Origin of the sequence: Amycolatopsis mongoliensis, from assembly GCF_030285665.1 — a bacterium.
GTDB classification, from domain to species: Bacteria; Actinomycetota; Actinomycetes; order Mycobacteriales; family Pseudonocardiaceae; genus Amycolatopsis; species Amycolatopsis mongoliensis.
Window position 1 is genome coordinate 8,061,625 of the sequence record NZ_CP127295.1, and the last position, 14,559, is coordinate 8,076,183.

Annotated in this window: 12 protein-coding genes; 5 read left to right on the forward strand and 7 right to left on the reverse strand. The window is 73.0% G+C overall.

What is annotated here, in order from left to right; translation table 11 throughout:
- The first annotated feature begins 47 nt into the window (after nucleotides 1-47).
- Nucleotides 48-1,679 (forward strand): ABC-F family ATP-binding cassette domain-containing protein, encoded by a 1,632-nt coding sequence (locus QRX60_RS38650; RefSeq protein ID WP_285996409.1) that lies wholly within the window; start codon nucleotides 48-50, stop codon nucleotides 1,677-1,679.
- Nucleotides 1,680-1,754: 75 nt separating this feature from the next.
- Here QRX60_RS38650 and mshC read toward each other — a convergent pair whose 3' ends face one another.
- Nucleotides 1,755-2,993, reverse strand: a complete 1,239-nt coding sequence (gene mshC / locus QRX60_RS38655; RefSeq protein WP_285996410.1) for a cysteine--1-D-myo-inosityl 2-amino-2-deoxy-alpha-D-glucopyranoside ligase — start codon at nucleotides 2,991-2,993, stop codon at nucleotides 1,755-1,757.
- 71 nt (nucleotides 2,994-3,064) lie between these two features.
- Nucleotides 3,065-3,823 carry a MerR family transcriptional regulator gene (locus QRX60_RS38660; protein ID WP_285996411.1) on the reverse strand — a complete coding sequence of 253 codons (759 nt, stop codon included), beginning with the start codon at nucleotides 3,821-3,823 and terminating at the stop codon, nucleotides 3,065-3,067.
- A 130-nt stretch (nucleotides 3,824-3,953) separates the two neighbouring features.
- Here QRX60_RS38660 and QRX60_RS38665 point away from each other — a divergent pair, with 130 nt between their 5' ends.
- Entirely contained in the window at nucleotides 3,954-5,303 is a 1,350-nt protein-coding gene (locus tag QRX60_RS38665) for a hypothetical protein (protein ID WP_285996412.1), read from the forward strand.
- 307 nt (nucleotides 5,304-5,610) lie between these two features.
- On the opposite strand, the gene QRX60_RS38670 is transcribed toward QRX60_RS38665, so the two are convergent.
- The gene (locus tag QRX60_RS38670) at nucleotides 5,611-7,575 is read right to left on the reverse strand and encodes a VWA domain-containing protein (protein ID WP_285996413.1); all 1,965 of its coding nucleotides are present in this window, start codon (nucleotides 7,573-7,575) and stop codon (nucleotides 5,611-5,613) included.
- Nucleotides 7,572-8,969 carry an ATP-binding protein gene (locus QRX60_RS38675; protein WP_285996414.1) on the reverse strand — a complete coding sequence of 466 codons (1,398 nt, stop codon included), beginning with the start codon at nucleotides 8,967-8,969 and terminating at the stop codon, nucleotides 7,572-7,574. The genes QRX60_RS38670 and QRX60_RS38675 overlap by 4 nt, the downstream gene beginning before the upstream one ends.
- A gap of 100 nt (nucleotides 8,970-9,069) precedes the next feature.
- Between QRX60_RS38675 and QRX60_RS38680 the strand changes: the two genes are divergently transcribed.
- Nucleotides 9,070-9,867, forward strand: a complete 798-nt coding sequence (locus QRX60_RS38680; protein ID WP_285996415.1) for a hypothetical protein — start codon at nucleotides 9,070-9,072, stop codon at nucleotides 9,865-9,867.
- A gap of 95 nt (nucleotides 9,868-9,962) precedes the next feature.
- On the opposite strand, the gene QRX60_RS38685 is transcribed toward QRX60_RS38680, so the two are convergent.
- Complete coding sequence (locus QRX60_RS38685) at nucleotides 9,963-11,006, reverse strand: ferrochelatase (RefSeq protein WP_285996416.1); 1,044 nt, start codon at nucleotides 11,004-11,006, stop codon at nucleotides 9,963-9,965.
- An 86-nt stretch (nucleotides 11,007-11,092) separates the two neighbouring features.
- Between QRX60_RS38685 and QRX60_RS38690 the strand changes: the two genes are divergently transcribed.
- Nucleotides 11,093-11,674, forward strand: coding sequence for a TetR/AcrR family transcriptional regulator (locus tag QRX60_RS38690; RefSeq protein WP_285996417.1), 582 nt, complete (start codon nucleotides 11,093-11,095; stop codon nucleotides 11,672-11,674).
- A 69-nt stretch (nucleotides 11,675-11,743) separates the two neighbouring features.
- Nucleotides 11,744-12,910, forward strand: a complete 1,167-nt coding sequence (locus tag QRX60_RS38695; protein ID WP_285996418.1) for a Cmx/CmrA family chloramphenicol efflux MFS transporter — start codon at nucleotides 11,744-11,746, stop codon at nucleotides 12,908-12,910.
- Between the two features lie 3 nt (nucleotides 12,911-12,913).
- Here the strand turns inward: QRX60_RS38695 and fabI are convergent, their stop codons facing one another.
- A complete protein-coding gene (gene fabI, locus QRX60_RS38700) occupies nucleotides 12,914-13,681 on the reverse strand; it encodes an enoyl-ACP reductase FabI (protein WP_285996419.1) in 768 nt (255 codons plus the stop codon).
- Nucleotides 13,682-13,719: 38 nt separating this feature from the next.
- Nucleotides 13,720-14,424 carry a beta-ketoacyl-ACP reductase gene (gene fabG, locus QRX60_RS38705; RefSeq protein WP_285996420.1) on the reverse strand — a complete coding sequence of 235 codons (705 nt, stop codon included), beginning with the start codon at nucleotides 14,422-14,424 and terminating at the stop codon, nucleotides 13,720-13,722.
- Nucleotides 14,425-14,559: the final 135 nt, after the last annotated feature.

The window sequence follows — 14,559 nt, forward strand, 5'->3', positions numbered from 1 at the left end:
GCCCGGCGGGATTTCCGCTTCTTCTCATCCGGGCCCGGTGATCGCGCATGTCCCCCCTTTTTCCCTTGCAGGCCAAGGACGTCGTCTTCGGCTACGGCACCCGCGTCGTCCTCGACGGCGTCACGCTGACCGCGTCGGCCGGACAGCGGCTCGGCCTGGTCGGCGAGAACGGCACCGGCAAGTCCACGCTGCTGCGGCTGCTCGCCGGGCTCGAAGAACCTCGCTCCGGCGAAGTGCTCCGCGGCCCGGATGTCGGGTTCCTGCTGCAGGAGCTGCCGTTCCCGATGGACGCGACCTTCGCCGACGTCCTCGACGACTCGCTTGCCGAGATCCGCGCGGCCACCGGCCGCCTCGACGAATTGACCGCGGCGATGGCCGACCGGCCCGACGATCCGGCCGTGCTCGACGAGTACGGCCGGGTCCTGGAATGGGCGCAGGCCCACGACCTCTGGGACGCCGACCGGCGCGCGAAGCTCGTCTGCGACGGGCTCGGCCTCGGCGGCGTCGAGCCGGCCCGGCGGCTCGGCACGCTGTCCGGTGGCCAGCGATCCCGGCTCGGGCTGGCCGCGCTCCTGGTCCGGCGACCGGAAACCCTGCTGCTGGACGAGCCGACCAACCACCTCGACGACGCCGCGATGGACTTCCTGGAACGCCACCTCACCGAGCTGACCGGGATCGTCGTGCTGTCGTCGCACGACCGGGTGTTCCTCGACGCGGTGTGCACCGACATCGTCGACCTGGACCCGGCCGCGGCCGACCGCCAGGCCGGCGGCGCGGTCCGCTACGGCGGCAGCTACTCGGACTACCTCGGGCACAAGAAGGCCGAGCGGGCGCGGTGGGAACAGCGCTTCGCCGAAGAACAGGAGGAGCTGAAAGAGCTGCGGGAGACCGTCGCGGTCACCGCGCGCAACGTCGCGTACGGCCGCGGCCCGCGCGACAACGACAAGTTCATCCACCACTTCAAGGGCGCCCGCGTCCAGAAGACGATCTCGCGGCGGGTGCGCGACGCCGAGCAGCGGCTCGAGCACCTCGAACGCGACCAGGTCCGCAAACCCCCGGCGCCGCTGCGGTTCCGGGCGGAGCTCACCGGGCACGCGACCGGCGACGGACCCGCGATCTCCGTGCGCTCGCTGGAGGTGCCGGGACGGCTGAGCCTGCCCCGGCTGGACGTCGGCGCGTCGGCCCAGCTGCTCGTCACCGGCGGGAACGGCGCCGGGAAGTCGACGCTGCTGGCCGTGCTGGCCGGGCGGCTCACCCCCGCCGGCGGCGCCGTCCACTTCGGACACGGCGTGCGCGTCGGGCTACTGGAGCAGGACGTCGTGTTCACCGAGCCGGAACGGACCGCGGCCCGGGTGTACCGGGACGCGCTCGGCGAGGACGCTCCCCCGCTGAACCACCTCGGCCTGCTGGCGTCCCGGGATCTGCGGCAGCCGGTGGGCGCGCTCTCGGTGGGCCAGCGCCGCCGGCTGGCGCTGGCGGTCCTGCTCGCCGAACCACCGGACGTGCTCCTGCTCGACGAGCCGACGAACCACATTTCGCTGACCCTGGCGGAAGAACTGTTCACGGCCCTCGAAACGGCACCGGGCGCGGTCGTCATCGCGTCCCATGACCGGTGGCTGCGCCGGGACTGGGCAGGTGACCACCTGGAACTGGCCGCCGGCCGACCCGCGACCGTATAGGCCGTTATACAGTCACCGAGGTCCGTGAATGTCGCATTGAGGGACTCAGAGTCCCTCAATGCGACATTCACGGATTCACAGGGTGATGCCGAGCAGGGCGTCGACGGCGATGCGGATCAGGCCGGGTGCGGCCGGGTCCGTGCCGTCGCGGCGCAGGGCTTCGCTCGCCCACGCGTCGATCGCCGCCAGGGCCTTCGGCGTGTCGAGGTCGTCGGAGAGGTGGTCGCGCAGCCGGGAGACGGTGTCCTCGGCGGACGGGCCGGTGGGCAGCGAGACGGCTTCGCGCCAGCGCGCCAGGCGCGTCTCCGCCTCGGTCAGCAGCGCGGGCGTCCAGGCGCGGTCGGCGCGGTAGTGGCCGGCGAACAGCGCCAGCCGGATCGCGCCCGGGTCGACCTGGTCTGCTCGCAGCCGCGAGACGAACACCAGGTTCCCGCGCGACTTCGACATCTTCTCGCCGTCGAGGCCGATCATCCCGGCGTGCACGTAGTGGCGGGCGAACGGCCCGTCCTTGGCCACCGCCTCGGCGTGCGCCGCGCTGTACTCGTGGTGCGGGAAGATCAGGTCCGAACCACCGCCCTGGAGGTCGAACCCGAGGCCCAGCCGGTTGACCGCGATCGCGCTGCACTCGATGTGCCAGCCCGGGCGGCCCGGGCCCAGCTCCGACTCCCACGACGGCTCGCCCTCGCGGGCCACCCGCCACAGCAGCGCGTCCAGGGGGTGGCGCTTGCCGGCGCGGTCGGGGTCACCGCCGCGCTCGGCGAAGAACCTGGTCATCGTCGGCTCGTCGTAGTTCGACTCGTAGCCGAACCGGCCGGTCGCCGTGTGGTCGAAGTAGACGTCCGGGAACTCCGGGTCGTCCGCCCGGTAGGCCGCGCCGTTGGCGAGCAGCTTCGCGATGACCTCGACGATCTCCGGGATGCTTTCCACCGCACCGACGAACTGCTTCGGCGGGAGCACGCGCAGCGCGGTCATGTCCTCGCGGAACAGGGCCGTCTCGCGCATGCCCAGCACGACCCAGTCGTCCTGGTCGCGCTCGGCCCGCTCGAGCAGCGGCTCGTCGATGTCCGTGACGTTCTGCACGTAGTGGACGTCGTGCCCGTTGTCCCGCCACACGCGGTTCACCAGGTCGAAGGCCAGGTACGTCGCGGCGTGCCCCAGATGCGTCGCGTCGTAGGGCGTGATGCCGCAGACGTACATCCGGGCGGTGGGGCCGGGCGCGGTCGGGCGGATCTGCCCGGTGGCCGTGTCGTGGAGCCGCAGCGGGCGGGGGGTGCCGGGGATGCGGGGCACGTCGACCGATGACCAAGTCTGCATACCCTCGACTGTAAGCGCTGACTCCGGCGCCCTCCCGCCCGGTGGGACTCCTCCCCCACGTGGAGCAGCGGCTACGGCCGGCGTGCGATGTTCGCCACGATCGCGTCGCGGACGAACTCCCCGACACCCGGCCGCTGCTCGTCCTCCCGGACCAGGAACCCGAGCTGCACCGGCTCGGTGACGTACAGCTCACCGATCCGCCGCTGCGTCTCGTACGAGCACTCGCCCATCACCCGGGCGAGCATCGCCCGGTGCTCCTCGGCGAGGTCCGCCGCCTCGGTGCTGTCCGGCGCGCCACCCGCGTCCAGCACCGCGGTGAGGCGGCGGACCCAGTCCTGGCGGACCGCTTCCCCGGCCGCCAGGTCCTCCTTGGACGGTGTCGCGGCGCCCCGCCACTCGGGGGTGTCGCCCCAGCGTCGCGCGGCTTCTTCCGCGTAGCCGTCCGGCTCGCGGAACCCGCCGAACACTTCGAACTTCTCCTCGGGCGTCAGTGCGTTGCCCATGGCTCTCGCCTCCATCGCGCGATCGACGGCCGCGACCATCCGCCCCAGCTCGCCCATCCGCGCGACCAGCAGCTCCCGCTGCCTCTTCAGGTGCGCGTCGGCGTCGATACCGGGGTCGTCGACGAGGGTCGCGATCGTCTCGAGGGGGAACCCGAGCTCCCGGTAGAACAGGATGCGCTGCAACCGGTCGAGATCGTCGTCGGCGTAGCTGCGGTACCCCGAGCTCGTCCGCCCGCTCGGGCTGAGCAGGCCGATCTCGTCGTAGTGGTGCAGCGTCCGGACGGTGATCCCGGCCAGCGCGGCGACCTTGCCCACGGGATGTCCCATCGGTTCCCCTTCTCCTCTGGCGGCCGTTGTGGCCCTTGCGGTGATCACGGTGGTGCCTCACGCCGCGTGAGGGTCAAGCGTCACCCTTCCGTAGCCGTCACACCCCGGCGAGCGCGGTTAGCCTGGCTCGATGAGGGCCGAGGTCGTGGTGGGCATCGCCGGTGCGGTGATCGCCCTGGTCACGGCGGTCGTCGCGGTGCTGCTGCGACGCCGGAAACCGCCGGTTCCCGGCACCTGGACGGTGTTCGGCGACGTCCCCCGCGAACCGTTGTCCGCCGTGCACCGCGGCTCTCTGCGGGCACGGATCGAGGAGATCTTCCGTTCCGGCCGGTTCTGTGTCCTCCTCGGCGGAAGCGGCGCGGGCAAGACCCACCTGGCCGCCGCGTTCGCCCGCGAAAGCCGCTCGCCCGTGGTCTGGGTCGCGGCGGAAGACCCGGCGAACGCCGTACTGGCGTTCGCGGAACTGGCCGGCGCGGCCGGACCCGACGCCGAAACGGCCGCCCGCGCGGGCCTGGCGTGGCTCGACGGCCTCGGCGACGCGGTCGTGGTCTTCGACGGCGCGATCGACCCGGACGCGCTCAACCGGTGGCTGCCCGCCCGGGCCCGGGTGCTCGTCACGACCACCGTGCCGGACTTCGAAGTGCTCGGTGGCACGGTCGCGGTCGGCGGGTTCGACGAGGCCGACGCGGTCCGGTTCCTCGGCGCGCGAGCGGGCCGAGACCCGGACGAGGCCACTGTGGACGTCGTCCGGGAGCTGGGCTGCCTGCCGCTCGCACTGGCCCAGGCGGCCGCGGTGATCCGGCGGCAGGGCTTCGCGAGCTACCTCGACCGGCTGCCGCACACCCCGCCGCTCGAACGGGAGCCGGGTGAAGCCCACCCGGCCTGCGCCGAGGACACCACCCTCGCCGCGCTGCGGATGGTGGCGGCCCGGGACAGCCGGGCCCTGGTCGTCGCGGAACTGCTCGCCGTGCTCGCTTCGCGGGGGACGCGCCGCGCCCTGGCACACCGCGCCGGGCCGGACCCGGTGGCGGTGGACGCCGCGCTCGCCGGCCTCGCCGGCGCGTCCCTCGCGGAGTTCGACGTCCGCGGCGGCGTCGTCGTGATGCACCGGCTGACCCAGCGGGCGGTGCTCGGCAGGCTGCACGCGGAAGAGCGGCTCGCACCGGCACTGGACCGGGCGTTCGACGTGGTCGAGGCCGGCGACCCGACCGTGGACCTCGTCGACCACGCCGCCGCGCTGTGGCGGCACTTCCGCGCGCTGCCGTCGGGCGAGCTCGGCTCCCGGCTCGGCCGCATCCTGCGGTTGCGGCGCCGCTCGGTCGACCTCCTGGTCGAGGCGGGCGCACTCGCCCGGGCCCGCACGCTCGGCCTCGAGGTGCTCGCGGACCACCACGCCTACCTGCCCGCCGGCCACGAGGACATCGCGCTCGCGGCCCGGTCGCTCCACCGGGCGGGTGAGCGGGTTCCCCGGGCCGGCTGAGCGGGTTCAGCTGCGCCGGATGCGCAGGTAGTCCCCGACCGGCACGGCACCGAGGGCGGCCCGGGCTCCCGAGCCCGCCGACCGCGCATCAGCGCCGCCGGATGCGTGAGCCATCGCCGACCACCGCCGGCGCACAGGGCTCGCTAGCCCACTGGCCACGCGTCAGCGCCGCCGCGTACGCAGGCAATCGCCGACCACCACGGGCGCCCACGGCTCGCTAGCCCACTGGCCACGCGTCAGCGCCGCCGCGTACGCAGGCAATCGCCGACCACCGCGGACCCCATGGCTCCCTGGACCGCCGACCGCGTCAGCGGCGCCGCGTGCGCAGGTAGTCCCCGACCACCGCGGCGCCCAGGCCGTCGAGGTCCGGTGCAACCACCCGGCCGCCCGAACGGCGCGCGATCACGTCCACGAACGCCGTCAGCCGCGGGTCGTCGCCGAGGCGGAACACCGTCACCGACGCGCCCAGCTTGGCCAGCCTGTCCACTTCGGACAGTGTCTTGTGGAGGGTCCGCGGCTGGGGCGGGTAGTCGAAGACCGCTTCGCCGTCCGGTTCCAGGTGGGCGGTCGGCTCGCCGTCGGTGACCATCAGCACCACCGGCTGGGCGTCGGGATGCCGGCGCAGGTGCTGCCCGGCCAGGAGCAGGCCGTGGTGGGCGTTGGTGCCCTGCTCCCACGCGCCCTCCAGCCCGATCAGCTCCGGCAGCTCCACCGACGTCGCGTACCGGCCGAACGTGATCAGCTGCAGCGCGTCGTTGCGGAAGCGCGTGCTGATCAGCTGGTGCAGCGCCAGCGCGGTGCGCTTCATCGGCAGCCAGCGGCCCTCCTGCACCATCGACCACGACGTGTCGACCAGCAGCGCCACCGCCGCCCGCGACCGGTGCTCGGTCTCGACCACTTCGACGTCCTCGACGTCCAGCCGGACCGCGCTCTCCCCCACCGACACCGAGCGCAGCACGGCGTTGCGGATGGTCCGCGGCACGTCCCAGGGCTGCATGTCCCCGAACCGCCACGGCCGTGACGCTCCGGTGGGCTCGCCGGCGGCCCCCGCCGACTCGGTCTCGCGGTCGCCGGTCTTGCCGCGCAACGCGTTCACGATGTCGGACAGCGCCGTCTCGCCCAGGCGCCGCAACGCCTTGGGCGACAACCGGAGCGACCCGTCGGCGGCCCGTTCGAACAGGCCCTGGCGGCGCAGCTCGCGCTCCAGTTCGGACAGTCGCCGCGCGTCGACGCCCGCGTCCTTGCCGAGCTGGCGTTCGAGCGCCTCCAGGTCGATGTCCTCCAGCCGCGCACCGGGGTAGGACTGCCCGAGCTGCTCGGCCAGCGCGTCCAGCTCGGCGAGATCCGCCATCGCCTGGGCGCCTTCACCCATGCCCAGCGGGTTGTTGCCGCGGAAGCGCTCCGAGCCCGTCCAGTCCTCGCCCGGCCGCGCCGCGCGCAGCTGGCTGTCCAGCTGGGCCAGCTGCTGCGCCAGCCGCGGGTCGCCGAACGCCTGCTGGGTCAGCTCGGCCAGCTCCGCGCGTTGCTCGGCCGACATCGAGTTGAGCATCCGCTGCGCGGCCGCGGACCGTTCGGCGAGCGCGTCGATGAGCTCTTCGACGTTGCGCGGGTTCTCCGGGAAGAACTCGCCGTGCTTGGCCATGAAGTCGTCGAAGCGCTCCTGGATGTCTTCGGCGCCCTGCGCGTGGGCCGCGAGGAGGTCGTTGAGGTCGGAGAGCATCTCGTTGATCCGCTCGACGTCCTCGGGCCCGGCGTTCTGCAACGCCTGCTTCATGCCCTGGAAGCGCGACTCCATCAGCTCCTGGCCGAGCAGGTCCCGGATCTTCTGGTAGTTCTCCCGGCCCTGCTCGGAGCGCCAGTCGTACTCGGAAAGCTCGTTGACGGCCGCGGCCGTGCCGGGCGGCAGCGCGTCGAGCTGCGCCTCGCGGAAGCGGGCTTCGTCGTCCGGGTCCGGGAACAGCTCGCGCCGCTCCGCGTCGAGGGCTTCCTGCAGGAGGCGCTGGACCTCCTGCAGGGTGCCGTCGAGGTTGTTGCGGCGCTGGATCTGCGACCGGCGCTGCCACAGGCGCCGGGTCAGCTCGTCCAGGCCCGAGGTGCGGTCGGTGCCGCGCCGGAGCAGCTCCTCCAGCGCGGACCGCGGCGACGCCCCGGCCATGACCTCGCGGCCGATCTCGTCGAGCGCGTCACGCAGGTCGGCCGGCGGCGCGAGGGGGTCCGGCCCGTCGTGCCACGGGCCGTAGGAGTAGCCGTCGGGAAGCGGGACCGCGGTCATCGGCCGTAGACGGTCGTCGTGTCGTCGGAGTCCTTGGCCAGCCGGCGGGCCAGGAACAGCGATTCCAGGGCGAGCTCGACGGCGGCCGCGATCCGGCCGGCGGGTTCGTCGGCCGAGACGCCCGCGCGCCGGGCGACCTCGTGCAGCACCGGGAGCTCCGGCAGGGCCTCGAGGACGTCCTTGCCCGGCACGCGCTCGCCGGTGGCGACCAGGTGCCCCTCGGCGACGGCGTCGGCCAGCGGCCGCAGGTCGAGCCCCGCGAACCGCTCGCGGGCGGTTTCGGCGATCGCGCGGCGCAGCAGGTGCACGAGGTGTTCGATCTCGCGGCCTTCCTCGCCGGGCTCGAACTCGATCTTGCCGCGGAGCACCGACGGGACGGCGTCGAGGTCGACCGGACGGGCGACCGCCGGTTCTTCCCCGGTCAGCGCCGAGCGCCGCAGGGCCGCGGCCGCGACGGTTTCCGCCGCGGCGACGGCGAACCGCGCCGAGACGCCGGAGCGCTGGTCGATGACCGGCGATTCCCGGAGGTTCCGAACGAACCGGGCGAGGACCTCCAGCAGCGGCTCGCCCACCTCGGCGACGAGGTGGGCTTCCTGCCGGACGACGGCGACTTCGGACTCGACGTCGAGCGGGTAGTGGGTGCGGATCTCGGCGCCGAAGCGGTCCTTGAGCGGGGTGATGATCCGGCCGCGGTTGGTGTAGTCCTCCGGGTTCGCGGTGGCGACGAGCAGGACGTCCAGGGGCAGCCGCAGGGTGTAGCCGCGGACCTGGATGTCGCGCTCCTCCATCACGTTGAGCAGCGCGACCTGGATGCGCTCGGCCAGGTCGGGCAGCTCGTTGATGGCGACGATGCCGCGGTGGGCGCGCGGGACCAGGCCGAAGTGGATGGTCTCGGGATCGCCCAGGCTGCGGCCTTCGGCGACCTTCACCGGGTCGACGTCGCCGATCAGGTCGCCGACGGAGGTGTCCGGCGTCGCGAGCTTCTCGGTGTAGCGCTCGGAGCGGTGGCGCCAGGCGACCGGCAGCTCGTCGCCGAGTTCGGCGGCGCGCCGGATCGAGGCGGGCGTGATCGGCTGCAGCGGGTGTTCGCCCAGTTCGGAGCCCTCGATGACGGGCGTCCACTCGTCGAGCAGGCCGGCGAGGGTGCGGAGCAGGCGGGTCTTGCCCTGGCCGCGTTCGCCGAGCAGGACGACGTCGTGCCCGGCCAGCAGCGCGCGTTCGAGCTGCGGCAGCACGGTGCGGGAGAACCCGACGATGCCGGGCCAGGCGTCTTCGCCGGTCTTCAGGGCGTTCAGCAGGTTGTCGTGGATCTCTTGCGCGATCGGCCGCGGCTCGTACCCGGCCGCGCGCAGGGCCCCGGCGGTGCGGGGAAGAGCGTCTGGAACTACGTTCACCCGTTCGACGCTACTGCCGGATCGGCGGCCCGTCGATGTGGAGCGACTCCAGCGTGGGCGCGCACTGCCGGTTGCGGGCGGCCCGGTAAAATAGGGCGTCGTGTGCCGTCCCAGTGCGACCTTCGCCGTCTGGTCCTCCGCGTGGCTGAACGGAGCCGCCGCTTCCGACGATGTGCTCGACGCCCTGCTCGCGTGGGGTGAAGCCCATGACGTCGTGGCGGCCGACGCGGCCGCCGCCGAGACGTTCGCGCTGCCGCTGGCGTTCAACCGGGCGGCCACCCCGGTCCAGCTGCTGATGGCCCTGCGTTCGCAGGGAGCGAAAAGCATGCGCCTGGTGCTCCCGGTCCCGGGCGATGTCCGCGGCCTCGGCGGCGGGGGTCCGTTCACGGAGGCGGCGCTGCGCGCGGGCGACGCGGTGGTCCTCCCGGAGCTCGGCTTCGGGCTGGTGCCGCAGCCGATCGCCGAGGGCCTGGTGCGCTGGACGGCCTTCTCGCTCTCCTCGGCCGCCACGCCCGAGTACGTCGGGCTGGGGGACGCCGAGCACGGGCTGACGGACGCGATCCGGAACAGCGCGGGGGCGTTGCAGGCGCTGGACGTGGCTTCCGACCGGCCGGGGGTGCGGGCGGAGCTTTCGGCGCACCTGCGGTCACGGCCGGACGTGGACTGGCCGGCGGGGACGCCGGGGCGGGCGTTGCGGGTGCTGCAGCGGGCGGAGGAGATCGCTGCGATCCTGGCGATCGCGTCGTCGGACGACCCGGGCGGAGCGCTGTCGGCTTCGGCTTCGTCGTTGCGGGCCGAGGCGCTGCGGCCGCTGTCGGACGCGGTGCGGACAGCGCGGTGTGCGGCGGTCAACGAGGCGGTGCGGGTGTTCGCGGAGCAGACGGCCCGCGAGGGCTGACGGCCGAGCGCCCCAACGCCACTTTCGGTGCGTCCCACGCACCCAACGCCACATTGGGTGCGCCCCACGCACCCAACGCCACATTGGGGCGTTCGTCAGCGGGCCGGGCGCTTGGCCGGTTCGCAGCAGCCCACCGCGCACGGTGCGCCGTTCACCGTGCAGCCCGCCGCCGGGAACGGCGACAGCTTGCGCGGCTTCACCCCGTGCGTGTGCTCGCGGATCAGCTCCACCACCAACTCGGCGAACCTCGGGTCCGAACCGGCCGTCGCGGCGCGGGCGAACGCCATTCCGTGCTCCGCCGCTCGCTCCGCCGCCTCGTTGTCCAGGTCCCAGATCACCTCCAGGTGATCCGAGACGAACCCGATCGGCGACACGACCACGCCGGAAACCCCCGACTCGTGCAGCGCGTCGATGTGGTCGACGATGTCCGGCTCCAGCCACGGCACCTGCGGCGGCCCCGACCGCGACTGCCACACGACGTCGTACCCATCGATGCCCGCTTCGGCCGCCACCAGGCGGGCCGCCTCCGCGATCTGCTTCGAATACCGGCGGCCGCCGTCCGACGGCGGGCCCGACGCGACGTCCGCGCTCTCCGGGACCGAGTGGGCCGTGAACACCGTGCGGATCCCGGGCGCGTCGCCCAGCGACGCGTGCGCCGCGCGCACGCCGTCCGCCACCGCCGAGACGAACAGCGGGTGGTCGAAGAACTGGCGCAGCTTCACCATTTCGGGGGCATCCGGGCCCACCGCCGCGCGGGCGCGCTCGATGTCCTCGTCGTACTGGCGGCACGCCGAGTAGCCGCCGTACGCGCTCGTCGGGAACACCAGGATCCGCCGGGCGCCGGACGCGGTCAGCGAAGCCAGCGTGTCCTCGACCATCGGGTGCCAGTTGCGGTTGCCGAAGTGCACCGGCAGGTCCACGCCGGCGGCCGAGAGCTGCTTCTCGACCGCGGCCATCGCGTCGCGGTTCAGCTTGTTGATCGGCGAGACACCACCGAAGTGCTGGTAGTGCTCGGCGACCTCGAGCAGCCGCTCCCGCGGCACGCCCCGGCCCTTGGTGACGTTCTCGAGGAACGGCATGACGTCGTCCGGCCCTTCCGGACCGCCGAACGAAAGCCACAGCAACGCGTCGTATCCCACCCCGTCATCTTGCCGATGTGGCGGCCCGCACGCTGACGCGGGCCCGTTGTGAATCGACCAGTCCAAAACTCTGCTAAGCTCACCCCATGGCGAGGCCACGGGAGTTCGACGAAACCGCCGCCGTCGAGAAGGCGATGCACGCCTTCTGGGCGCACGGCTACGAGGCGACGTCGACGCAGGACCTGTGCGAGGCCACCGGGCTCGGGCGCAGCAGCGTCTACAACACCTTCACCAGCAAGCGGGCCCTCTTCCGGCGCTCGCTCACGCACTACACCAGCACCCAGCTCGGCAAGCGGCAGGCGATCCTCGACGGCCCGGGCACCGCGGCCGAGCGGATCGCCGCGGTCCTCGACCACGCCGTCGAGGACGACCTCGACCAGCGCCGCCGCGGCTGCCTCGTGGTCAACACCCTGGCCGAACTCGGCGTGCCCGACGACGAAGTGGGCGCCGCCCTGCGCAACGACACCGAGCGGAACCTGACCATGTTCGCCGAGTGCGTCCGGGAAGGCGTGCTCGACGGCAGCCTCCGGGACGGCCTCGACCCGGCCGAGGTGGCGGAGTTCCTGCTCAGCACCACTTCGGGCCTGCGCGTCATGGCCCGCCGGGGCACCAGCCGCCAAAGCATGCACGCGGTCGCGGACCTCGCACTGGCGGCCATCACCCGCTGAACACCGCACGACACCGACGAAACATGCCTTGATTTTGGACTGACCGATACACAACCGGGAGGAACCCCCATGCCGCTGGCCGTCTTCGTCCTCGGGCTCAGCGTGTTCGCGCTGGGCACGTCCGAGTTCATGATCACCGGCCTGCTCCCCGGCATGGCCGCCGACCTGCACGTGAGCATCCCCGACGCCGGGCTGCTGATCTCCGCGTTCGCGATCGGCATGGTCGTCGGCGCGCCGCTGCTGGCGATCGGCACCCTCCGCCTCCCCCGCCGCCGGACGCTGCTGGCCCTGCTCGGCGTCTTCGCCGTCGCGCACGTCGTCGGCGCCCTGGCCGAGGGGTACCCCGTCCTCTTCGCGACGCGGGTGGTCGCGGCCCTCGCCTGCGCCGGGTTCTGGGCCGTCGCCCTGGCGACGACGATCGCGCTCGTGCCCGTCGACCGGCGCGGCCGCGCGATGGCGGTGCTGGTCGGCGGGCTGACCGTCGCGAACATCGCCGGCGTGCCCGCCGGCACGTTCCTCGGCCAGCACGCGGGCTGGCGGACAGCGTTCTGGGCGGTGGCGGCGGTGACACTGGTCGCGGTGGCCGGGGTGGCCCTGCTGGTGCCCGAGACGACCGGTGACGCGGCGAGCGTCCGCCGCGAACTGCGGCTCTACCGCCGGGGCCGGGTCTGGCTCGCGCTCGGCGTGATCGCCTTGTGCCAGGCCATGATCTTCGCCGCGTTCAGCTACCTGGCGCCGCTGCTGACCGAGACCGACGGCCTGCCCCCGGAATGGGTGCCGGGTGTCCTGGCGCTGTTCGGCGTCGGCGCGCTGATCGGGATCAGCGCCGGCGGCAGGCTCGCCGACCGGCGGCCGTTCGCCACGCTCTACGGCTGTCTCGCGCTCGCGCTGGCCGCCTTGCTCGTGCTCGCCCTCACCACCGACGCGCTCGTCGCCGTCGCGGCCGTGCTCGCCTTCGGCGTGGCCGGGTTCGGTGCCAACCCGGCGCTGAACCTCCGCGCCTACCAGGCCGCCGGCGATGCACCCACGCTCGTCGGGGCCAGTACGACCTCGGCGTTCAACGTCGGCAACACCGTCGGGCCGGCACTGGGTGGCGTCGCGATCGACGCCGGGCTCGGCTTCCCGAGCGTGGCCTGGACCGGGATGGCGCTCGGCGCGGGAACGCTCGCGGCGCTCACGGTCGCGGCCGTCGTCCAGCGGAACGACGACCGCGACCGCGAGGCACTGGCCGTGTGAGGGTCAGACGCCGAGGAAGTGGACCCCGCCGTCGACCATGATCATCGAGCCGGTCGTGGCGGGGAGCCAGTCCGACAGCACCGCGCAGACGCTCTTCGCCACCGGGTCCGGGTCCGTGCTGTCCCAGCCGAGCGGCGCGCGCTCGCCCCAGCCGTCCTCCAGGTCGACGAAGCCCGGGATGGACTTCGCGGCCATCGTCTTCATCGGGCCCGCGCTGACCAGGTTGACGCGGATGCCCTGCGGCCCCAGCTCCTTGGCCAGGTACCGGTTGACCGACTCGAGCCCGGCCTTCGCGACGCCCATCCAGTTGTAGACCGGCCACGCGACGCGCGCGTCGAAGTCCATGCCGACGTACGAAGCGCCGCGGCCGAGCAGCGGCAGGCACGCCTTCGCCAGCGACATGTACGAGTAGGTCGAGATCTCGATCGCGGTCTTGACGTCCTCGGCCGGCGCGTCCAGGAACGGCGCGCCGAGGCAGGTCTGCGGGGCGAAGCCGATCGAGTGCAGCACGCCGTCGAGGCCGTCGACGTGCTCGCGGACCTTGTCGGCGAGGCCGTCGAGGTGCTCCTGGTTGGTGACGTCCAGCTCGATCACGGGCGCCTCTTCGGGAAGCCGCTTCGCGATGCGCTCGACCAGCGACATGCGGCCGAAGCCGGTCAGCACCACCTTCGCACCCTCCTGCTGCGCGATCTTGGCCGCGTGGAAGGCGAGCGACGCGTCGGTGATGATGCCGGTGATCAGCAGGCGCTTGCCTTCGAGCAGTCCGGGCACGGGTCCTCCAAGTCGTGGTTCGGGAAAAAGGGGGAAAGTCAGTGGCCGAGGCCGAGGCCGCCGTCGACCGGCAGCACCGCGCCGTTGACGTAGCCGGCTTCGTCGGAGGCCAGGTAGCGCACCGCGGCGGCGATCTCCGACGGCTCGGCGTACCGGCCGGAGGGCACCTGGGCGAGGATCTGCTTCTTGCGCTCTTCGGAAAGCTCGTCGGTCATGTCGGTGCGCACGAACCCGGGCGCGACGACGTTCGAGGTGATGTTGCGGGAGCCCAGCTCACGGGCCAGCGAGCGCGCGAAGCCGACCAGGCCGGCCTTCGACGCCGCGTAGTTCGCCTGGCCGGCCGAGCCGGAGAGCCCGACCACCGAGGAGATGAAGACGAACCGGCCCCACTTGCCGCGCAGCATGCCGCGGGAGGCGCGCTTCGCGACCCGGAAAGCGCCGGTCAGGTTCGCGTCGATGACGCGTTCGAACTGCTCGTCGCTCATCCGCATCAGCAGCGTGTCGTCGGTCAGCCCGGCGTTGGACACCAGCACCTCGACCGGGCCCTGGTGCTCCTCGACGAGCTTGAACGCCGCGTCGACCTGTTCGGTGTCGGTGACGTCCGCCTGGACCCCGAAAAGCCCTTCGGGCGCACCCGAACCACGGTGGGTGACGGCGACCCGGTGTCCCTGCTCCGCGAGATCCCGGGCGATCGCCAGACCGATGCCCCGGTTGCCCCCGGTGACCAGAACCGACCGTCCCACAGTGTTCTCCCTCTTCGTAGACCGTGCGCAGATGTCGGGCACGAGGTTATCGGCAGCGCCGCGGCGTCGCGCACCCGCGCCCGAGGGCGCCGGTGACCGTCCTAAGCGGGTGTTAGGAACTGCCTCCCGACCTTG

Coding starts and splice junctions, on each gene's coding strand:
- QRX60_RS38650 (WP_285996409.1), top strand. CDS start 48: ATGTCCCCCCTTTTTCCCTTGCAGGCCAAGGACGTCGTCTTCGGCTAC.
- mshC (WP_285996410.1), bottom strand. CDS start 2,993: ATGCAGACTTGGTCATCGGTCGACGTGCCCCGCATCCCCGGCACCCCC.
- QRX60_RS38660 (WP_285996411.1), bottom strand. CDS start 3,823: ATGGGACATCCCGTGGGCAAGGTCGCCGCGCTGGCCGGGATCACCGTC.
- QRX60_RS38665 (WP_285996412.1), top strand. CDS start 3,954: ATGAGGGCCGAGGTCGTGGTGGGCATCGCCGGTGCGGTGATCGCCCTG.
- QRX60_RS38670 (WP_285996413.1), bottom strand. CDS start 7,575: ATGACCGCGGTCCCGCTTCCCGACGGCTACTCCTACGGCCCGTGGCAC.
- QRX60_RS38690 (WP_285996417.1), top strand. CDS start 11,093: ATGGCGAGGCCACGGGAGTTCGACGAAACCGCCGCCGTCGAGAAGGCG.
- QRX60_RS38695 (WP_285996418.1), top strand. CDS start 11,744: ATGCCGCTGGCCGTCTTCGTCCTCGGGCTCAGCGTGTTCGCGCTGGGC.